This is a genomic window from Salmonella enterica subsp. arizonae, from assembly GCF_008692845.1.
Classification (GTDB): Bacteria; Pseudomonadota; Gammaproteobacteria; order Enterobacterales; family Enterobacteriaceae; genus Salmonella; species Salmonella arizonae.
Window position 1 is genome coordinate 826,865 of record NZ_VXJW01000001.1, and the last position, 20,250, is coordinate 847,114.

The following is a 20,250-nucleotide window of genomic DNA, read 5'->3' on the forward strand; positions in this document are numbered from 1 at the left end:
GCCATGGCGCATCGTCACGTCTCGCGAACCTGTGGAGGACCCAGCCTAATGTAGAAGGTTTGCCGCAATTCACCAACACAACTCTGCTACATCTTATTCTTTTTTAATATATATCAGAACTGGCGGTAAAGGGGGATTTCTGTCTGGACGCAATCTGTTTATGCGCTTTATATTGCTGGTACTTACGCAGTGCGATACGGTAATTATTGGTGCTGGTTTCCGGCAACCATGGCGCCAGGCTTTCGTCGAGAAAACCGTCCTGCAACAGATCGGGGGAGATGTTTTGCTCGCTGAGATAATTGCCAAGGCGCCGCAGACGCACCACATATTCCCGCACCGTGCCATGACTCATCTCGGTTTGTTCAAACAAATACTGTTTGAAACCAATAATATCGAAAAAATCGCTCTGTTTTTTGCAGTGCAAATCACCGCAAAAGCGACACAGCGCCACCCACTCTTTTTGTTCCCGCTGCCAGGCAGCGTCGTCAAGTAGCATATCCAACTGTGAAATGGCGATTTTATTAACAATCTTGCCACGGCGAACCAGCGTAATGCGATCGAGCAATTTGTGACAATGCGCGCAATGCGTCTGGCTGTGTTTAAAGTCTTTAAGATAGCGGCTCAGAGGCCGCCTTTTAGGTTGCTGCACCGTCATGAGAACTCCTGGTAGTCTATACGTTGTGCGGCACTTTTCGGGCGCGATCACTCGCTACCTATAACTTACCCAGTTTGGTGCGTAATCGTTTGATGGCCTGACTATGCAACTGGCTGACCCGCGACTCTCCGACTTCCAGTACCGCGCCAATCTCTTTCAGATTGAGCTCTTCCTGGTAATACAGCGTTAACACCAGTTGCTCGCGTTCCGGCAGCGATTCAATCGCGCCCATTACCCGCTGTCGCAGGTCGCTCTCCAGTAGCTGGTGTAACGGGTTTTCCTTTTGATGCTCTTCAGTCACCAGTTCGATGCTATCGCCATGCTCTTCCCGCCACTCATCGTAAGAGAAGAGTTGGCTGTTATTGGTGTCGAGCAACATCTGGCGATACTCTTCAACAGGAATGCCAAGACGTTCCGCCACTTCGGTTTCCGTCGCATTACGCCCCAGTTCCTGTTCCAGTTGTCCCATCGCCTGCGCCACTTCGCGGGCATTACGCCGGACACTACGCGGCACCCAATCGCGGCTGCGTAATTCATCCAGCATCGCCCCACGAATACGCTGCACTGCGTAAGTGGTAAATGCCGTTCCTTGCAAAGCGTCATATCGGTCGACCGCATTTAATAACCCGATGCCGCCCGCTTGTAGCAGATCGTCCAGTTCCACGCTCGCCGGCAATCGCACCTGCAGGCGCAATGCTTCGTGACGCACCAGCGGTACATAACGCTGCCACAGCGAGTGTTTATCCATTACACCTTCAGCGGTATACAGTGAATTCACGATAAACAGCCCTGCGTTAAATGAGTTATCGGCATGATTATCCGTTTCTGCAGAGGGTTCTATCGGGAGAATAAGACTATAAAAGAAGGGTTATTTCACTTATGTAACCTGTAGCGCCTTTTTAGCGGATAAAAGAGCAGAATAAAATCAGCCAGATAAAATAAACGGGATGCGCAAGAGCCCACCCCGAACAAAATTATGTCAGAAGATGAATCATCGACAGATCGTCGCCAGTACGCACCATTTCTATGTGGCGATGAAAATTCTTCGCCACCTCGCTATTATGCTGGCTGCGTGAGTGAAAACTATACACAATATTGGTCACGTCATCCCACTCAAGCCGCCCACGCTCATGCGCGCTGGCCGCCGTTAATAGCTTAATAAACGCATATTCCGCCACGATAATATACAGCGCGCGTAACGGGTCGACATTCGGCTGGTTGGGGAAATTATTTTCCCAAATTTTATAGAGAATGATATTCCTGAAGGCCCAACCTCCCTGCTGCTCATCCGCCTGTAAACAGCGCACGAACGAGGCCTCAATATCGCTGACCTTCTGCTCCATTGAAACGCCCTTTTCCGCCGTCAGCCCCCGCAGAAGACACTGGATGTAGTGATCCAGGACATAACTTCCTCTGCTCGGAGGAAGCGCTCTGAAGTAATCCTGCATCAACAGTACCAGGGATGTTTTAAATTTCTTATCCGGCGTAATATTAGTGAGTTCCTGAGTTAACGAGCCGGACTGCAACTGGGAAACTAACGTGCCATACACTTGCTCAAGCTCCCTCAATGCAGCGTCATCAATCCTGGGAAACCTCTGCGCGTACATCACAAACTTGATCAACGCATACAATGCCACATCCGTATTGCTGGCCGTATGGTTAATCAAACTCAGGCAAAACAAGTTAAGTAGTTTTTGCTGTGGGGAGAATAGCGGCGCGGTATTGTACTTCTGCTGAATGATCGTCTTTTCATTGAGTGCTACCGCATCAGCATCGTTTAAAATATGCGCTGTCACTTCTGGGCAGGCAAGGCTTAAAGAATATCGCACCTCGTTTTTATAAGTATGATATACCCGTGGGAAGATAGTACATGTCCGGCTTAATGCTTTTGCCCCCATTTTCTTTTGTACCAAACATAAGCGATCTTCATCCAGATACGGACAGCTACCCAATGCAGAAGGTAATTTAATCACCCCCCAGTCAGATACGTCTTTCTTCACTAAAATTATATTGTCTTTGGCGATAGTACGGATAGCGATATCTTTACTGGAAAGATACTTTTTAACCGTCGCTTTATCCAACGCAATCCTCCAGCCCTTACAACAGTGGTCGCGACAGGCCGAGCCAGAACAGGAAAAGCGGGTGACAAAGGCAGGTTCAGTGACGGTAATTTCTTTCATTGCACAGGCTCCGGAATTAAAAAAGGCAGCTTTCGCTGCCTTGATTGTGTACCACGTGTCGGTGACTCAATCGCCGGATTAACGCAGTAAAGAGAGGACGTTTTGCGGAACCTGGTTAGCCTGCGCCAGAACGGAAGTACCGGCCTGCTGCAGAATCTGCGCGCGAGACATGTTGGAAACTTCGGTCGCATAGTCGGAATCTTCGATACGGCTACGTGCAGAAGACAGGTTATTTACCGTGTTGCCCAGGTTAGTGATGGCAGATTCAAAACGGTTCTGCACCGCACCCAACTGGCTACGGAATGCGTCAACGGTTTTAAGCGCATCATCGATTTTTGCCAGCGGATCAACGTTTGCAGCCAAGGCTACGGCAGTACCCTCCGTAGTTTTACCGTCAGAGGAAAATGTTACAGATTTAAAACTTGCATTTCCGTCTTTATCCAAAGTTTGGATAGCATAGAGATCTTTACCCTTATCATCTTTATATTTCACTAAAGATTGATCGGCTTTTAAATCTGCTCCATCAAATTTCACTTCGCGTGATAAGGTAGTTACTGCTGGCGGAGTCCCCGCAGTTGCAGTTACATCTTTATCCGAATCAAAACTAATTTTACCCGTTGTCGTATCTACGGTAGCTGCATAGTATTTAGCCGCCCCAGTAGTAGTATCATCTTTGACAAAGTAATTACCTTTATCATCTTTTGTCAGAGATAATTTATCCGCAGCCGGACCACCAGTTGTTTTTGCGTTATCGAAATCAGCTGCCGCAATTTTTACATCACCAACTACCGAAGCTCCAGAGCTTACAGTGGTTGCGATTCCTTTAGTTACATCTAATTTATCTAAGCCCAGCTCGGTTTTATCGATTTTCTGAAGATCGATTGTGATAGTTTCACCGTCATTCGCCCCAACCTGAATGGTCAGCTGTCCATCCTGGCTTAATACTTTTTTCCCGTTAAAATCGGTTTGTTCCGCGACACGGTTAATTTCGTTCAGGCGCTGATCGATTTCATCCTGGATGGATTTAAGATCTGAACCAGAGTTCGAGCCGTTTGCTGCCTGGACAGACAGTTCGCGCACACGCTGCAGGTTGTTGTTGATTTCGTTCAATGCGCCTTCGGTAGTCTGCGCGATGGAGATACCGTCGTTAGCGTTACGGGAAGCCTGAGACAGACCTTTAATGTTAGACGTAAAACGGTTAGCAATCGCCTGACCTGCCGCATCGTCTTTCGCGCTGTTGATACGCAGACCGGAAGAGAGACGCTCGATAGCGGTGCCCAGAGCGGACTGGGATTTGTTCAGGTTATTCTGGGTCAACAGCGACAGGCTGTTTGTATTAATGACTTGTGCCATGATCTTTTCCTTATCAATTACAACTTGATGTTATTGGGCTGTTGCCCACGGTTTCTCACCGTAACCCTTGTATCGGCACCTGAATTTCGAACTTTAGAAAATTTTTCACTTCCCCCAATTTTTTTCTTAGCCTGCGAAATAGCCGCTTTATGCATCATTATTCCGCGCATTATTTTTGCAAAATTATCATTAAACTTTGCCTCCAGATTGCCGATAACGCGCTTAACTACTGTTTGCAATCAAAAGGAATCAGGCATGGCTTCATTTTCATCATTGGGCGTTGGCTCAGGCTTACCACTAGATACGTTGCTGACAAACCTGACTATTGCTGAGAAAAAGCGCTTAAACCCGATCACTCAGCAACAAACCGATAATACCGCTCGCTTAACCGCATACGGTACCTTGAAAAGCGCCCTGGAAAAATTCCAGACCGCGAATAGCGCGTTAAACAAAGCTGAACTGTTTAGAAGCAGTAACGTCACCAGCAGCACTGAAGATCTGAAAGTATCCACTGAAGCAGGCGCCGCGCCAGGGATTTACACGATTAGCGTGTCGCAATTGGCCCAGGCTCAGACGTTAAGCACGACGACGAAAATAGCCTCAACGAAAGAAGCATTGGGTGACGCCGCTGCTACACGTACCATTAAAATAGAACAGCCTGGTCGTAAAGAGCCGCTGGAGATTACTCTTAATAAAGATCAAACCTCGCTAGATGACATCAGCAAAGCGATTAACGATAAAGATAGCGGCATTTCAGCCAGTATTGTTAAGGTTAAAGAAGGGGAATATCGCTTAGTTTTGACGGCCGCCGAGGGACTGGATAATAAAATGACCGTCTCCGTGGAAGGAGATAGCAAACTAAACGATTTGCTGGCCTATGATAGTAATACTGGTACTGGAGAGATGGAAGAGTTAGTCAGCGCACAGAATGCAAAACTAACGATGAACGGTATTGATATAGAACGTCCAGGTAACAAAATTACCGATGCACCTCAGGGGGTTACACTTGAGCTAACTAAAAAAGTCACCGACGCGCGGGTCACCGTTACCAAGAGTAATGAAAAAGCGACTGAAGCGATTAAAGGCTGGGTCGATGCCTATAATTCTCTTATTGATACATTCAATACGCTAACCAAATATAAAGAAGTAGACCCCGGCGCGGAAACTCAGGATAAAGACAATGGCGCGCTGATAGGCGATAGCGTAGTACGTACAATTCAAACAGGAATTCGCGCCCAGTTTGCTAATGGCGGTAGTACTGGCGCATTTAAAACGCTTAATGAAATTGGCATTTCATCTGACGGTACGACTGGCAAACTAAAAATTGACGACACTAAGCTTAAAAAAGCGCTGGATGAAAATACCGCCTCTGTACGCGAGTTATTAGTGGGCGATGGAAAAGAAACGGGCATCACTACCAAAATTGCCACCGAAGTGAAAAGTTATCTGGCGGATGACGGTATTATAGACAATGCTCAGGATAGCATTAACGCCACGCTGAAAAAGCTGACTAAACAATATCTGGCTGTTAGCGCCAGTATTGATGACACCGTTGCCCGTTACAAAGCCCAGTTTTCGCAGCTGGATACCATGATGAATAAACTGAATAACACCAGTACTTATCTAAGCCAGCAGTTTACTGCTATGAACAAGTCCTGATAACAGAGGTTACCATGTACACCGCGAGCGGTATCAAAGCTTATGCGCAAGTCAGCGTGGAAAGCGCCGTGATGAGCGCCAGCCCGCACCAGTTGATTGAAATGTTGTTTGATGGCGCGAATAGCGCCCTGGTGCGCGCTCGCCTGTTTTTAGAACAAGGTGATGTTGTCGCGAAAGGTGAAGCGTTAAGCAAAGCCATCAATATTATCGATAACGGTCTGAAAGCCGGTCTCGATCGGGAAAAAGGCGGTGAGATTGCGACGAACCTTTCCGATCTATACGACTATATGATTCGTCGTTTACTGCAGGCTAACTTGCGTAACGACGCCCAGGCCATCGAAGAAGTGGAAGGGTTACTCAGCAATATTGCAGAAGCCTGGAAGCAGATTTCACCGAAAGCATCTTTCCAGGAGTCTCGTTAATGACCTCAACCGTGGAGTTTATCAACCGTTGGCAGCGTATAGCGCTGCTCAGCCAATCGCTGCTTGAACTTGCGCAGCGAGGTGAATGGGAGCTCTTACTACAACAAGAGGTCTCCTATCTGCAAAGTATTGAAACGGTGATGGAAAAGCAAACTCCACCGGGCATTACGCGAAGTATTCAGGATATGGTCGCCGGATACATCAAACAAACGCTGGATAATGAACAGCGCCTCAAAGGGCTGCTGCAACAGCGGCTGGATGAACTTAGTGGTTTGATCGGACAATCCACCCGCCAAAAATCGCTCAACAACGCTTATGGCCGTCTTTCCGGTATGTTACTCGTACCAGACGCGCCTGGCGCCTCATAATATTTTCCCGTCTCGCATGAAAATCCCTCCATACTCCAGAGGTCGGCTAAACGACTTCTGGAGCGCGGAAGATGAAAAACCCCACGTTATTGCAGTACATCCACTGGTATTATCCCGACGGCGATCGACGCGCTCAAAAAAAATAACATTGCGGTGCTGCTCGATGTAGTCGTGAACCACAAAATGGGCGCGGACGAAAAAGAACGTATTCGCGTTCAGCGCGTAAGTCAGGATGACCGCACGCAAATCAATGACAATATCATTGAATGCGAAGGCTGGACACGCTACACCTTCCCTGCCCGCGCGGGTCAGTATTCCAACTTTATTTGGGACTACCACTGTTTCAGCGGCATTGATCACATCGAAAATCCCGACGAAGACGGTATTGTTAAGATCTTCAACGACTATACCGGCGATGGATGGAACGATCAGGTCGATAATGAGATGGGTAATTTCGACTATTTGATGGGCGAAAATAGCGATTTTCGCAATCACGCGGTTACGGAAGAGATTCAAGATTGAGCACTCTGGGGCATGCGACGGCTTTCACCTGGACGCCGTGAAACCAGACCTGGCGTGATTTTCAGGGAAATCGGCATGAGTATGTTGTAACTAATGAGCAAAACGCAGCGACTTTTTTCTACAATGGAGACAGCGTTAGCGTATGGAACATTGAGGACGTGTGATTAACGCTCCCGGCGGCAGAACACTGCCGGGAAGCGAAATTACGGCAGCGGCGTCGGCAGTGGCGTTTTTTCTAACGCGGCGGCGCACTCCGGCGTTGGGCGATCAACCCGTTGCAGCGTCATACCATCATATTCCAGGGTATTCCCGTCGCGCTCAATCTCATAAAGCTCACGCTTAACCGTAACATTGGTTAAATCATCGGAGAACATGGTCAGCTTGCCCGGCAGAGCAATAACGCGCTGCCACTGACGACAGTCCAGCGTATCGCCCTCTTTAGTCACCACAAGGCTGGCGATAGCTTCAGGGCTCACCAGCTTACGTTGCGGGCCTTTTGACTGCCAATACCCTTCCAGCCCGGCCGGCGCGGGCGTTTTCACCACATCATTATAGTTTTCCACCTCGGCACATCCGGCCAGAACCAGCAATACGCCAGCGATCGCTACTTTTTTCATCATTCATCCTGCATCAGAAGAAAGAGGAATTGTGGCATTAAAGCCCTGGCACCGCCAGTCTTTCCAGGCGCTGGCCGCAATTTGATCCAGTCGGTATTACCGCTTATTAGGTGTGGGCAAATTCTGCGAACGGTGTAGTATGCGCACTTCTTGTTTCACACCTTCTGAGTTCAGAGGCTAAACACATGTCATGGCAACACTTCAGGAAAACCTGGTTAATTAAATTCTGGGCGCCGGCCCCTGCGGTGATCGCAGCCGGTATTCTCTCTACCTACTATTTTGGCATCACCGGCACTTTCTGGGCCGTGACGGGCGAATTTACCCGCTGGGGCGGGCAAATTTTGCAGCTTTTTGGCATTCATGCCGAACAGTGGGGCTACTACAAGCTGATTCATCTGGAAGGTACGCCGCTAACGCGTATCGACGGAATGATGATCCTCGGCATGTTCGGCGGCTGTTTCGCCGCGGCGCTGTGGGCCAACAACGTAAAACTGCGTATGCCGCGCAGCCGAATCCGTATCGTGCAGGCGGTGGTCGGAGGCATTATCGCTGGCTTCGGCGCGCGTCTGGCGATGGGGTGTAACCTGGCCGCCTTTTTTACCGGAATCCCGCAGTTCTCCCTACACGCGTGGTTCTTTGCGCTGGCGACCGCTATCGGTTCCTGGTTCGGCGCCCGCTTTACGTTGCTGCCGATATTTCGCATACCGGTGAAAATGCAAAAGGTCTCTGCGGCTTCCCCACTGACGCAGAAACCGGCTCAGGCAAGACGGCGTTTCAGGCTCGGTATGCTGGTCTTTATCGGCATGATTGGCTGGGCGTTATTAACGGCAATGCATCAGCCGAAACTGGGGCTGGCGATGCTGTTCGGCGTCGGATTTGGGCTGCTGATCGAGCGCGCGCAAATCTGCTTTACCTCGGCCTTTCGCGATCTGTGGATCTCCGGGCGCGCCCATATGGCGAAAGCGATTATTTTCGGCATGGCGGTCAGCGCCATTGGTATTTTCAGCTACGTGCAGTTAGGCGTTGCACCTAAAATTATGTGGGCTGGCCCGAATGCGGTCATTGGCGGACTGCTGTTCGGTTTTGGCATCGTGCTGGCGGGCGGCTGCGAAACCGGCTGGATGTACCGCGCCGTAGAGGGACAGGTGCATTACTGGTGGGTGGGCCTCGGTAATGTCATCGGTTCGACCATCCTGGCTTACTACTGGGATGATTTCGCGCCCGCGCTGGCAACCAACTGGGAGAAAGTTAACCTGTTGAGTACCTTCGGTCCGCTGGGGGGGCTGCTGGTCACGTATCTGTTGTTATTTGCCGCGCTGATGTTAATCATCGGTTGGGAAAAACGTTTCTTCCGCCGCGCCGGGTTAACTCTCGCTAAGGAATCCGCATGAAAAATATCGTCCCTGATTACCGTCTTGATATGGTTGGCGAACCCTGTCCGTACCCTGCCGTGGCGACGCTGGAAGCGATGCCGCAGCTAAAAAAAGGTGAGATTCTGGAAGTGGTGAGCGACTGTCCGCAATCCATTAATAATATTCCGCTGGATGCGCGCAATCATGGCTATACGGTGCTGGATATTCAGCAGGATGGCCCGACAATTCGTTATCTGATTCAAAAATAAGCGCATACTCCCGCTGTACGTTACGGCGGGAGACCTTTTTACGACATAACAGGCAAAAATCTAAAACGCATAAAAGAAATCAGACAAGGTCGTCTTGTGCGCCGTGGCATAAATCTATTATATAACGTATACCGTTTTAATTTTGTCTGAGATGATGAAAAACCCATGACTATTTTGGCCGAAACATAAAATAATAATTATTATTTTCCGTCTACGCCATCAAAAACCATCAGGTATTTATATCTTTACTCACTGACATCATCAGGTGACATTTATTTATGCACAGCAGAAGCCAAAAAAATGATAAAAATTATTTTCATCTCCATTATTGGAACCGTCTGTCCTGCCGCCGCCTGTTACTCACCCGTCACAGTAATCAATGCATATCCGAGCGTCATTGCCCGCTGTCTCGCTGATAATCTGTCCCCGTATGGGTATATACTGGATCTCCATGAAACAGATATTCCAGGCATTAATAAAGAATTTACCGTGTATTATCGCAACGGCGCACATATTGCAGGAACATTCTGGATTGCAAACTCAATGACAACAGCGTCAGAACGAACAGTAGGAATGTATGGCGTCAGTAAACAAGCGCGTCCTATTTTTAATAAGTCCCTGCAACACTGTGCAACCCGCTTATCGGTGAAATGAGTACGCTTCCTAAAATACTAAACCCAATTAATGACGCAATTTCTATTTTATATTATAAATAATGCAAGCTGCATGACGTTGCCTTTCCGCGCGCCCCCAGCCACTTACTTATGTAAGCGCCTGGGGATTCGCTGCTGATGTGCTGCCAGCCATGACCTAAACTTGCATGCTCATCACTTCCTGATACGCAGCCACCAGCTTGTTGCGCACCTGAATCCCCATTTGCATGGAGACGGACGCTTTTTGCATATCAGCCATCACATCATTAAGCGCAATGCCCGGCTCACCCAGAGTGAACTTTTCAGCCTGAACGCGCGCCTCCGTCTGTCTGTCGCTAATACGATCCAGCGCAGCATGTAGCTGACCGGCAAAACTCACGGTCGGCTGCGATTGCGTTTCTTGACCGCGCGCGCCCACCGCTGTCGCCTGTAACTGGCTGATGACCCCTTCAATCCCCTGTATTGCTGCCATGCTATTCCCCTGGATGACTTTTTACACAACAGAGATTACCAGTTTGTCAATAAGATAAAGGCGTTAAATAACGCTAAAAAACCTCGGTTTTTAGCGCATAGAAAAATTCGAAACCGCAAATAATGAGACCGTCAATTTTTCGAGTTTGCTGACCCGGGAGTGAGTCTTGTTCCACTTTGCAAAAAACGCCGTCCACGATCAGTCACGAGGTGCGAGATGAGTGCGACTGCATCGACTGCAACCCAACCTAAACCTCTCGAGTGGCTTAATCGCCTACGCGCGAATCCCCGAATTCCGTTAATTGTGGCGGGTTCTGCCGCCGTGGCGATTATCGTTGCGATGGTACTATGGGCCAAAACGCCCGATTACCGCACGCTGTTCAGCAACCTTTCCGATCAGGATGGCGGTGCGATCGTCGCACAACTGACCCAGATGAATATCCCTTATCGCTTTGCCAATGGCAGCGGCGCGATTGAAGTGCCTGCCGACAAAGTGCATGAACTGCGTCTGCGTCTGGCGCAACAGGGGCTGCCCAAAGGCGGCGCGGTAGGCTTTGAACTGCTTGATCAGGAAAAATTCGGCATCAGTCAGTTCAGCGAGCAGGTGAATTATCAGCGCGCGCTGGAAGGTGAACTGGCCCGGACGATCGAAACGCTGGGCCCGGTAAAAAGCGCCCGCGTCCACCTGGCGATGCCGAAACCATCGCTTTTTGTGCGGGAACAAAAATCCCCTTCCGCCTCCGTCACCGTCACACTGGAACCGGGCCGGGCGCTGGATGAAGGACAAATTAGCGCCGTGGTACATCTGGTTTCCAGCGCTGTCGCCGGTTTGCCGCCAGGAAATGTCACGCTGGTCGATCAATCTGGACATCTGCTCACACAATCCAATACCAGCGGTCGCGACCTTAATGACGCGCAATTAAAATTCGCTAATGATGTGGAAAGCCGCATTCAGCGCCGTATCGAAGCCATTTTGTCGCCTATCGTCGGTAACGGTAATGTTCACGCTCAGGTGACCGCCCAACTGGATTTTGCCAATAAAGAACAAACGGAAGAGCACTACAGCCCGAACGGCGATGCGTCGAAGGCCACCCTGCGTTCACGTCAGTTGAATATTAGCGAACAAATAGGCGCGGGTTATCCCGGCGGCGTGCCTGGCGCGCTGTCGAACCAACCCGCGCCGCCTAACGAGGCGCCGATCGCCACGCCGCCGGGCAATCAGCAAAACGCGCAGAATACGGCACAAACCAGTACCAGTACGAACAGTAACAGCACTGGTCCGCGTAATACGCAGCGCAATGAAACCAGCAACTACGAGGTGGACCGTACTATTCGCCACACCAAAATGAATGTCGGGGATATTGAGCGTCTCTCAGTAGCCGTCGTGGTGAATTACAAAACGCTGGCGGATGGCAAACCGCTACCGCTGACCGCCGATCAGATGAAACAGATCGAAGATTTAACCCGCGAAGCGATGGGCTTTTCCGATAAACGCGGTGATACGCTAAACGTGGTGAATTCACCGTTTAGCGCAGTGGATGAAACCGGCGGCGAACTGCCCTTCTGGCAGCAGCAATCCTTTATCGATCAGTTGTTCGCAGCAGGCCGCTGGTTACTGGTGCTGTTGGTGGCCTGGATTCTGTGGCGCAAAGCGGTACGTCCGCAGTTGACCCGCCGCGTTGAAGAGGCGAAAGCGGCGCAGGAACAGGCGCAGGTTCGTCAGGAAACCGAAGAAGCCGTGGAAGTACGCCTCAGCAAAGACGAGCAGCTCCAGCAACGTCGGGCTAACCAGCGTCTGGGTGCCGAGGTGATGAGCCAGCGTATTCGCGAAATGTCAGACAACGATCCGCGCGTGGTGGCGCTGGTCATTCGCCAGTGGATGAGTAACGATCATGAGTAATCTTAGCGGTACCGATAAAAGCGTCATTTTGTTGATGACCATTGGCGAGGACCGGGCGGCAGAGGTGTTTAAGCACCTCTCCACCCGCGAAGTGCAGGCGCTGAGTACGGCGATGGCTAACGTGCGTCAAATCTCCAACAAACAACTGACGGACGTGCTGTCAGAGTTTGAGCAGGAAGCGGAGCAGTTCGCCGCGCTGAATATCAACGCCAACGAATATCTGCGTTCCGTGCTGGTAAAAGCGCTGGGCGAGGAGCGAGCTTCCAGCCTGCTGGAAGATATTCTGGAAACGCGCGATACCACCAGCGGTATCGAAACGCTCAATTTTATGGAGCCGCAGAGTGCTGCCGACCTGATTCGCGACGAGCACCCGCAGATTATCGCTACCATTCTGGTCCACCTCAAACGTGGCCAGGCCGCCGATATTCTGGCGCTGTTTGACGAGCGCCTGCGTCATGATGTGATGCTGCGTATCGCGACGTTTGGCGGCGTACAGCCCGCGGCGCTGGCGGAGCTGACCGAAGTGCTGAATGGCCTGCTCGACGGTCAGAACCTGAAACGCAGCAAAATGGGCGGCGTGAGAACCGCGGCGGAAATTATCAACCTGATGAAAACGCAGCAGGAAGAAGCGGTTATTACCGCTGTGCGCGAATTCGACGGCGAACTGGCGCAGAAAATTATCGACGAGATGTTCCTGTTCGAAAATCTGGTGGATGTGGACGATCGCAGCATCCAGCGTCTGCTGCAGGAAGTGGATTCCGAGTCGCTACTGATCGCCCTGAAAGGCGCCGAACCGCCATTACGCGAGAAGTTCCTGCGCAATATGTCCCAGCGCGCCGCCGATATCCTGCGCGACGACCTTGCCAACCGTGGCCCGGTTCGTCTGTCTCAGGTGGAAAACGAACAGAAAGCGATTCTGCTTATTGTGCGTCGTCTGGCGGAAACCGGCGAAATGGTGATTGGCAGCGGCGAGGATACCTATGTCTAATGAATTGCCGTGGCAAGTCTGGACTCCCGACGATCTCGCCCCGCCGCCAGAAGCGTTTATGCCGGTTGAAGCTGACAACGTCATCTTGACAGAAGACGCGCCGGAACCTGAACTCACTGCCGAACAACAGCTGGAGCAGGAGATGGCGCAGCTAAAAATACAGGCCCATGAACAAGGTTATAACGCCGGGCTGGCAGAGGGACGGCAAAAAGGACACGCGCAGGGATATCAGGAAGGCTTAGCGCAGGGGCTGGAGCAGGGGCAAGCACAAGCGCAAACGCAGCAGGCACCGATTCATGCCCATATGCAGCAGTTGGTGAGCGAGTTTCAGAATACGCTTGACGCGCTCGATAGCGTGATCGCCTCACGGCTGATGCAAATGGCCCTGGAGGCCGCGCGTCAGGTCATCGGCCAAACGCCGGCGGTAGACAACTCCGCGCTGATTAAGCAGATCCAACAATTGTTGCAGCAAGAGCCGCTCTTTAGCGGCAAACCGCAGTTGCGCGTGCATCCGGACGACTTACAGCGGGTGGAAGAGATGCTGGGCGCCACGCTCAGCCTTCACGGCTGGCGGTTGCGTGGCGATCCGACATTGCATCACGGCGGATGTAAAGTCTCAGCCGATGAGGGCGATCTGGACGCCAGCGTCGCCACGCGCTGGCAAGAGTTGTGTCGCCTGGCGGCGCCGGGAGTGCTCTGATGACCACACGTTTGACCCGCTGGCTTACCGCGCTCGACAACTTTGAAGCAAAAATAGCGTTGTTGCCGGCGGTGCGTCGTTACGGACGTTTAACCCGCGCCACCGGTCTGGTACTGGAGGCCACTGGTCTCCAGCTTCCGCTGGGCGCAACCTGCATTATTGAACGCCAGGACGGCCCTGAAACCAAAGAAGTGGAATCGGAAGTGGTAGGTTTTAACGGCCAACGTCTATTTTTAATGCCGCTGGAAGAGGTAGAAGGTATTCTGCCCGGTGCCCGTGTTTATGCCCGTAACGGCCATGGCGACGGTCTGCAAAGCGGAAAACAGTTGCCGCTCGGCCCGGCCCTACTTGGTCGGGTGCTGGATGGCGGCGGTAAACCGCTCGACGGACTGCCTGCGCCGGATACGACGGAAACTGGCGCGTTAATCACGCCGCCGTTTAACCCGCTACAGCGAACGCCAATCGAACATGTATTGGATACCGGCGTGCGCGCTATCAACGCGTTGCTAACCGTAGGGCGCGGTCAGCGTATGGGGCTATTTGCCGGTTCCGGCGTCGGTAAGTCGGTTCTGCTTGGCATGATGGCGCGCTATACGCGGGCGGACGTGATTGTCGTAGGACTTATCGGCGAGCGGGGCCGCGAAGTTAAAGATTTCATCGAAAATATTCTTGGTCCCGATGGTCGCGCGCGTTCGGTCGTCATTGCCGCTCCGGCCGATGTCTCGCCGCTGCTACGGATGCAGGGTGCCGCCTATGCGACTCGCATCGCCGAAGACTTTCGCGATCGCGGACAGCATGTGTTGCTGATTATGGATTCGCTGACTCGCTATGCGATGGCGCAGCGTGAAATTGCGCTGGCAATCGGCGAACCGCCTGCCACGAAAGGTTATCCGCCCTCGGTGTTTGCAAAGCTGCCGGCGCTGGTCGAGCGTGCCGGTAATGGTATTCACGGCGGCGGCTCTATCACCGCGTTTTATACCGTGCTGACCGAGGGGGACGACCAACAAGATCCGATTGCCGACTCGGCACGCGCCATTCTCGACGGGCATATTGTCTTATCTCGCCGTCTGGCGGAGGCCGGGCACTATCCGGCAATTGATATTGAGGCGTCAATCAGCCGCGCGATGACTGCGCTCATTACCGAGCAGCACTATGCGCGGGTACGGCTATTTAAACAATTGCTTTCCAGTTTCCAGCGTAACCGCGATCTGGTCAGCGTCGGCGCCTATGCCAAAGGCAGTGATCCGATGCTCGATAAAGCCATTACCTTATGGCCGCAATTAGAAGCGTTTTTACAGCAAGGCATTTTTGAACGGGCCGACTGGGAGAACTCTCTCCAGGCGCTCGATTTGATTTTCCCGACGGTGTGATAAAGCAGGAAGGCGACGATCATGGCACAGCATGGCGCTCTGGAAACACTCAAAGATCTGGCCGAAAAAGAGGTGGATGATGCGGCGCGTTTACTGGGAGAAATGCGTCGCGGCTGCCAACAGGCGGAAGAACAGCTCAAAATGCTGATCGATTATCAGAATGAGTATCGCAGTAATCTGAACACCGATATGGGCAAAGGTATCGCCAGTAATCGCTGGATTAACTATCAGCAGTTTATTCAGACACTGGAAAAGGCGATAGAACAGCATCGTCTGCAGCTTACCCTGTGGACGCAAAAAGTCGACCTGGCGCTGAAGAGCTGGCGTGAAAAAAAGCAGCGCCTTCAGGCCTGGCAAACCTTACAGGCTCGACAAACCGCGGCAGCGCTGTTAGCTGAAAACCGCATGGATCAGAAAAAGATGGATGAATTTGCTCAGCGTGCAGCAATGAGGAAACCCGAATGATCACCCTGCCCCAACTGATCACCACCGATACCGACATGACCGCGGGTCTGACGTCAGGAAAAACCACCGATTCAGCCAAGGACTTTCTGGCGCTACTGGCGGACGCGTTAGGCGCAGACGGCGCCCAGAGCAAAGACGCCCGCATCACGCTTGCCGATTTACAGGCGGCAGGCAGCAAGTTGTCGAAAGGGTTACTGACCCAACATGGCGAACCGGGTCAGTCGGCGAAGCTTGCCGACCTGCTGGCGCAAAAAGCGAATGCGACGGATGAAACGCTTACGGATCTGACACAAGCGCAACATCTCCTGTCTACGCTAACGCCATCGTTAAAAACCAGTGCTCTGGCCGCATTGAATAAAACGGCCCAGCATGATGAGAAAACACCCGCGCTGAGCGATGAGGATCTCGCCAGTCTGAGCGCCTTACTCGCCATGCTGCCCGGACAACCTGTCGCGACGCCGGCTGAAAATCACATCGCCTTGCCGTCACTGTTACGCGGCGATATGAGATCGGCGCCGCAAGAAGAGACACATACGCTCTCTTTTAGCGATCATGAAAAAGGGAAAACCGAGGCGTCGCTTGCGCGCGTCAGCGACGATCGCGCCAAGGGTCCATCACTGACGCCGCTGGTGGTCGCTGCCGCCGCGACCAGCGCGAAAGTGGCGGTTGATAGCCCGCCCGCGCCAGTCACGCATGGCGCGGCAATGCCGACGCTCAGTAGCGCCACAGCGCAACCGCTACCTGTCGCCTCAGCCCCGGTGCTCAGCGCGCCGTTAGGCAGCCATGAATGGCAGCAGACCTTGAGTCAGCAGGTCACGTTATTTACGCGTCAGGGACAACAAAGCGCGCAACTGCGACTGCATCCGGAAGAGTTAGGTCAGGTACATATTTCTCTCAAGCTGGATGACAATCAGGCGCAGCTCCAGATGGTGTCGCCGCATAGCCATGTCCGCGCCGCGCTGGAAGCCGCCTTGCCGATGTTGCGGACCCAGTTGGCAGAAAGCGGGATTCAGTTGGGACAAAGCAGTATCAGTAGCGAAAGCTTTGCCGGACAACAGCAGTCTTCGTCGCAGCAACAACCGCCTGCTCGCGCTCCACGGGCGGACACATTTAGCGCTGAAGATGACCTGGCGATAGCGGCGCCTGCCTCGCTTCAGGTCGCCGCGTACGGCAATGGCGCAGTGGATATCTTCGCCTAACGCCAGAGGTAGCATGATTATCCGCGTCTTTTCCACGCTTTGTCGTGGACAGGACACGGGATAATCAGCCCATAAGCAGTACCGAAACAGGAAGCCCGTATCAGATGACTGACTCCGCGATTAACAAAAAGAGCAAACGCTCGATTTGGATACCTTTGCTGGTGTTGATTACCCTCGCCGCCTGCGCGACCGCAGGTTATAGCTACTGGCGTATGCAGCAGCAACCGACCACGAACGCTAAAGCGGAACCGGCTCCGCCGCCTGCGCCGGTATTTTTTGCGATGGATACGTTTACCGTCAATCTGGGCGATGCGGATCGCGTGCTGTATATCGGCGTGACCCTGCGTCTGAAAGACGAAGCGACACGCGCGCGATTGAATGAATATCTGCCGGAAGTGCGCAGCCGTCTGCTGTTGCTGTTTTCCCGTCAGAATGCCGCCGAGCTCTCAACGGAAGCAGGCAAACAAAAACTGATTGCCGCCATTAAAGAGACGCTGTCCGCGCCGCTCGTTGCCGGTCAACCAGGACAAGTCGTCACCGACGTGCTTTATACAGCTTTTATTCTGCGGTAACGATATGGGCGATAGTATTCTTTCTCAGGCTGAAATTGACGCGCTGTTGAACGGCGACAGCGACACCAAAGACGACCCCACGCCCGGTATCGCAAGCGATAGCGATATTCGCCCTTACGATCCCAATACACAGCGTCGCGTCGTGCGTGAACGCTTGCAGGCGCTGGAGATCATTAATGAACGTTTTGCACGCCAGTTCCGGATGGGATTATTTAACCTGCTGCGCCGCAGCCCGGATATTACCGTGGGCGCCATACGTATTCAGCCGTATCACGAATTTGCGCGTAACCTGCCGGTACCGACCAACCTGAACCTGATCCACCTGAAACCGTTACGCGGCACCGGGCTGGTGGTGTTCTCGCCGAGTCTGGTGTTTATTGCCGTCGATAACCTATTCGGCGGCGACGGTCGCTTCCCGACCAAAGTCGAAGGCCGCGAGTTTACCCATACGGAACAGCGCGTCATCAACCGGATGTTGAAACTGGCGCTGGAAGGCTACAGCGACGCCTGGAAAGCCATTAATCCGCTGGAAGTGGAGTATGTTCGTTCCGAAATGCAGGTGAAATTTACCAATATCACCACCTCGCCGAACGATATTGTCGTCAATACGCCGTTTCATGTGGAGATCGGCAATCTGACTGGTGAATTTAACATCTGCCTGCCATTTAGCATGATCGAGCCGCTGCGTGAGCTGCTGGTGAACCCGCCCCTGGAAAACTCACGCCACGAAGATCAGAACTGGCGCGATAACCTGGTACGCCAGGTTCAGCACTCCGAACTGGAGCTGGTGGCGAATTTTGCCGACATTCCGTTGCGTCTTTCCCAGATTTTGAAGCTGAAACCCGGCGATGTACTGCCGATTGAAAAACCCGACCGCATTATTGCTCATGTGGACGGCGTGCCGGTACTCACCAGCCAATATGGCACCGTAAACGGACAGTATGCGCTACGCGTAGAACATTTGATCAACCCAATTTTGAATTCGCTGAATGAGGAACAGCCCAAATGAGTGACATGAATAATCCGTCCGATGAGAATACTGGCGCATTGGATGATCTGTGGGCTGACGCGTTAAACGAGCAAAAAGCGACCACCAATAAAAGTACCGCCGACGCGGTTTTCCAACAGCTTGGCGGCGGTGACGTCAGCGGCGCCATGCAGGATATCGATCTGATTATGGATATCCCGGTCAAACTGACCGTAGAACTGGGCCGCACGCGAATGACCATTAAAGAGCTACTGCGCCTGACGCAGGGGTCGGTCGTCGCGCTGGACGGGCTGGCGGGCGAGCCGCTGGATATCCTGATTAACGGCTACCTGATTGCTCAGGGTGAAGTGGTCGTTGTGGCGGATAAATACGGCGTACGTATTACCGATATTATTACGCCATCCGAGCGTATGCGTCGTTTGAGTCGTTAATGATGAAGACACAGGCCACGGTTTCTCAACCCGCCGCGCCAACCGGATCGCCGCTAATTGAGGTGAGCGGCGCATTAATTGGCATTATTGCGCTCATTCTGGCGGCGACCTGGGTGATTAAGCGTATGGGATTCGCCCCAAAAAGAAATAGCGCGCGTGGGCTCAAGGTGTCAGCCTGCGCCTCGCTTGGCCCGCGCGAACGCGTGGTGATTGTTGAGGTCGAAAATGCGCGTCTGGTACTGGGCGTAACCGCCTCGCAGATTAACCTGCTGCACACCCTCCCTCCCGCGGAGAGCGACACGGAAACGCCTGTGGTCCCGCCGGCGGATTTCCAGAACATGATGAAGAGCTTACTCAAGCGTTCCGGGAGATCCTGATGCGCCGTTTGTTATTCCTTTCGCTGGCGGGTCTGTGGCTTTTTAGCCCCGCCGCCGCTGCGCAACTGCCGGGGCTCATCAGCCAACCATTAGCGGGCGGAGGCCAAAGCTGGTCATTATCCGTCCAGACCCTGGTCTTCATCACCTCGCTGACGTTCCTGCCGGCGATTTTACTGATGATGACCAGTTTCACCCGCATTATCATTGTCTTCGGCCTGTTACGTAATGCGCTGGGCACCCCCTCGGCGCCGCCAAATCAGGTTCTACTCGGACTGGCGTTGTTTTTGACTTTTTTTATTATGTCGCCCGTCATTGACAAGATTTACGTGGATGCCTACCAGCCGTTTAGCGAGCAGAAAATTTCCATGCAGGAAGCGCTGGATAAAGGCGCTCAACCGTTACGGGCGTTCATGCTGCGCCAAACCCGCGAAGCCGATCTGGCGCTGTTTGCCCGTCTGGCTAATAGCGGCCCGTTACAGGGGCCGGAAGCCGTGCCGATGCGTATTCTCCTGCCCGCCTATGTCACCAGCGAATTAAAGACGGCGTTTCAGATAGGTTTTACGATTTTCATCCCTTTTTTGATTATCGACCTGGTGATCGCCAGCGTACTGATGGCGTTAGGGATGATGATGGTGCCGCCCGCGACAATCGCCCTGCCGTTTAAGCTGATGCTGTTTGTGCTGGTCGATGGTTGGCAATTGCTCGTGGGGTCGCTGGCCCAAAGCTTTTACAGTTAGAG

At 52.5% G+C, this 20,250-nt stretch carries 23 protein-coding genes and 1 pseudogene; 18 read left to right on the forward strand and 6 right to left on the reverse strand.

Annotation, left to right across the window (positions count from 1 at the left end; genetic code table 11):
• Positions 1 to 103: 103 nt before the first annotated feature.
• The 4 genes from fliZ to F4V61_RS04310 form a co-directional block, all read right to left on the reverse strand.
• Positions 104 to 655 carry a flagella biosynthesis regulatory protein FliZ gene (gene fliZ, locus F4V61_RS04295; RefSeq protein ID WP_000218084.1) on the reverse strand — a complete coding sequence of 184 codons (552 nt, stop codon included), beginning with the start codon at positions 653 to 655 and terminating at the stop codon, positions 104 to 106.
• Positions 656 to 713: 58 nt separating this feature from the next.
• Positions 714 to 1,433, reverse strand: a complete 720-nt coding sequence (locus F4V61_RS04300; protein WP_024131838.1) for an RNA polymerase sigma factor FliA — start codon at positions 1,431 to 1,433, stop codon at positions 714 to 716.
• A 196-nt stretch (positions 1,434 to 1,629) separates the two neighbouring features.
• A complete protein-coding gene (gene fliB / locus F4V61_RS04305) occupies positions 1,630 to 2,835 on the reverse strand; it encodes a flagellin lysine-N-methylase (protein ID WP_000659249.1) in 1,206 nt (401 codons plus the stop codon).
• Positions 2,836 to 2,913: 78 nt separating this feature from the next.
• Positions 2,914 to 4,188 (reverse strand): flagellin FliC, encoded by a 1,275-nt coding sequence (locus tag F4V61_RS04310; RefSeq protein ID WP_000079812.1) that lies wholly within the window; start codon positions 4,186 to 4,188, stop codon positions 2,914 to 2,916.
• Between the two features lie 255 nt (positions 4,189 to 4,443).
• Between F4V61_RS04310 and fliD the strand changes: the two genes are divergently transcribed.
• From fliD to F4V61_RS04330, 4 genes and pseudogenes are all read left to right on the forward strand, one after another.
• Positions 4,444 to 5,847 (forward strand): flagellar filament capping protein FliD, encoded by a 1,404-nt coding sequence (fliD, locus tag F4V61_RS04315; protein ID WP_000146084.1) that lies wholly within the window; start codon positions 4,444 to 4,446, stop codon positions 5,845 to 5,847.
• Positions 5,848 to 5,861: 14 nt separating this feature from the next.
• Positions 5,862 to 6,269 (forward strand): flagellar export chaperone FliS, encoded by a 408-nt coding sequence (fliS, locus tag F4V61_RS04320; protein ID WP_000287766.1) that lies wholly within the window; start codon positions 5,862 to 5,864, stop codon positions 6,267 to 6,269.
• Complete coding sequence (gene fliT, locus F4V61_RS04325) at positions 6,269 to 6,637, forward strand: flagella biosynthesis regulatory protein FliT (protein ID WP_000204901.1); 369 nt, start codon at positions 6,269 to 6,271, stop codon at positions 6,635 to 6,637. Before fliS ends, fliT begins: the two co-directional genes overlap by 1 nt.
• Before the next feature lie 120 nt (positions 6,638 to 6,757).
• A pseudogene (locus F4V61_RS04330) lies at positions 6,758 to 7,202 on the forward strand (alpha-amylase); the annotation flags it as partial.
• Between the two features lie 160 nt (positions 7,203 to 7,362).
• Here F4V61_RS04330 and yedD read toward each other — a convergent pair.
• Positions 7,363 to 7,776, reverse strand: a complete 414-nt coding sequence (gene yedD, locus F4V61_RS04335) for a lipoprotein YedD (RefSeq protein ID WP_038395715.1) — start codon at positions 7,774 to 7,776, stop codon at positions 7,363 to 7,365.
• A 185-nt stretch (positions 7,777 to 7,961) separates the two neighbouring features.
• On the opposite strand from yedD, the gene yedE reads away from it, so the two are divergent.
• The 3 genes from yedE to F4V61_RS04350 all read left to right on the forward strand — a co-directional run bounded on the left by yedE (position 7,962) and on the right by F4V61_RS04350 (position 10,051).
• Positions 7,962 to 9,167 carry a selenium metabolism membrane protein YedE/FdhT gene (gene yedE, locus F4V61_RS04340; protein ID WP_079829456.1) on the forward strand — a complete coding sequence of 402 codons (1,206 nt, stop codon included), beginning with the start codon at positions 7,962 to 7,964 and terminating at the stop codon, positions 9,165 to 9,167.
• Entirely contained in the window at positions 9,164 to 9,397 is a 234-nt protein-coding gene (gene yedF / locus F4V61_RS04345) for a sulfurtransferase-like selenium metabolism protein YedF (protein WP_000790504.1), read from the forward strand. The genes yedE and yedF overlap by 4 nt, the downstream gene beginning before the upstream one ends.
• 300 nt (positions 9,398 to 9,697) lie before the next feature.
• Positions 9,698 to 10,051 carry a hypothetical protein gene (locus F4V61_RS04350; RefSeq protein WP_080161211.1) on the forward strand — a complete coding sequence of 118 codons (354 nt, stop codon included), beginning with the start codon at positions 9,698 to 9,700 and terminating at the stop codon, positions 10,049 to 10,051.
• A 156-nt stretch (positions 10,052 to 10,207) separates the two neighbouring features.
• Here the strand turns inward: F4V61_RS04350 and fliE are convergent, their stop codons facing one another.
• Positions 10,208 to 10,522, reverse strand: a complete 315-nt coding sequence (fliE, locus tag F4V61_RS04355; protein ID WP_038395709.1) for a flagellar hook-basal body complex protein FliE — start codon at positions 10,520 to 10,522, stop codon at positions 10,208 to 10,210.
• Positions 10,523 to 10,738: 216 nt separating this feature from the next.
• Between fliE and fliF the strand changes: the two genes are divergently transcribed.
• The 11 genes from fliF to fliP all read left to right on the forward strand — a co-directional run bounded on the left by fliF (position 10,739) and on the right by fliP (position 20,248).
• The gene (gene fliF, locus F4V61_RS04360) at positions 10,739 to 12,421 is read left to right on the forward strand and encodes a flagellar basal-body MS-ring/collar protein FliF (RefSeq protein WP_038395707.1); all 1,683 of its coding nucleotides are present in this window, start codon (positions 10,739 to 10,741) and stop codon (positions 12,419 to 12,421) included.
• A complete protein-coding gene (fliG, locus tag F4V61_RS04365; protein WP_000067734.1) occupies positions 12,414 to 13,409 on the forward strand; it encodes a flagellar motor switch protein FliG in 996 nt (331 codons plus the stop codon). Before fliF ends, fliG begins: the two co-directional genes overlap by 8 nt.
• Entirely contained in the window at positions 13,402 to 14,109 is a 708-nt protein-coding gene (gene fliH / locus F4V61_RS04370; RefSeq protein ID WP_058819308.1) for a flagellar assembly protein FliH, read from the forward strand. Before fliG ends, fliH begins: the two co-directional genes overlap by 8 nt.
• On the forward strand, positions 14,109 to 15,479 hold the full coding sequence (gene fliI, locus F4V61_RS04375; RefSeq protein ID WP_000213255.1) for a flagellar protein export ATPase FliI: 1,371 nt from the start codon (positions 14,109 to 14,111) through the stop codon (positions 15,477 to 15,479). Before fliH ends, fliI begins: the two co-directional genes overlap by 1 nt.
• A gap of 21 nt (positions 15,480 to 15,500) precedes the next feature.
• Complete coding sequence (gene fliJ / locus F4V61_RS04380; RefSeq protein ID WP_058345045.1) at positions 15,501 to 15,944, forward strand: flagellar export protein FliJ; 444 nt, start codon at positions 15,501 to 15,503, stop codon at positions 15,942 to 15,944.
• Positions 15,941 to 17,143 carry a flagellar hook length control protein FliK gene (gene fliK / locus F4V61_RS04385; protein WP_080161212.1) on the forward strand — a complete coding sequence of 401 codons (1,203 nt, stop codon included), beginning with the start codon at positions 15,941 to 15,943 and terminating at the stop codon, positions 17,141 to 17,143. Before fliJ ends, fliK begins: the two co-directional genes overlap by 4 nt.
• Positions 17,144 to 17,247: 104 nt before the next feature.
• The gene (gene fliL / locus F4V61_RS04390) at positions 17,248 to 17,715 is read left to right on the forward strand and encodes a flagellar basal body-associated protein FliL (RefSeq protein ID WP_058819310.1); all 468 of its coding nucleotides are present in this window, start codon (positions 17,248 to 17,250) and stop codon (positions 17,713 to 17,715) included.
• A gap of 4 nt (positions 17,716 to 17,719) precedes the next feature.
• Positions 17,720 to 18,724 carry a flagellar motor switch protein FliM gene (fliM, locus tag F4V61_RS04395; RefSeq protein WP_000502809.1) on the forward strand — a complete coding sequence of 335 codons (1,005 nt, stop codon included), beginning with the start codon at positions 17,720 to 17,722 and terminating at the stop codon, positions 18,722 to 18,724.
• On the forward strand, positions 18,721 to 19,134 hold the full coding sequence (gene fliN / locus F4V61_RS04400; RefSeq protein WP_001282114.1) for a flagellar motor switch protein FliN: 414 nt from the start codon (positions 18,721 to 18,723) through the stop codon (positions 19,132 to 19,134). The genes fliM and fliN overlap by 4 nt, the downstream gene beginning before the upstream one ends.
• Positions 19,134 to 19,511 (forward strand): flagellar biosynthetic protein FliO, encoded by a 378-nt coding sequence (fliO, locus tag F4V61_RS04405; RefSeq protein ID WP_000978517.1) that lies wholly within the window; start codon positions 19,134 to 19,136, stop codon positions 19,509 to 19,511. Before fliN ends, fliO begins: the two co-directional genes overlap by 1 nt.
• A complete protein-coding gene (gene fliP / locus F4V61_RS04410) occupies positions 19,511 to 20,248 on the forward strand; it encodes a flagellar type III secretion system pore protein FliP (RefSeq protein ID WP_001253411.1) in 738 nt (245 codons plus the stop codon). Before fliO ends, fliP begins: the two co-directional genes overlap by 1 nt.
• The last annotated feature ends 2 nt before the right edge of the window (positions 20,249 to 20,250 follow it).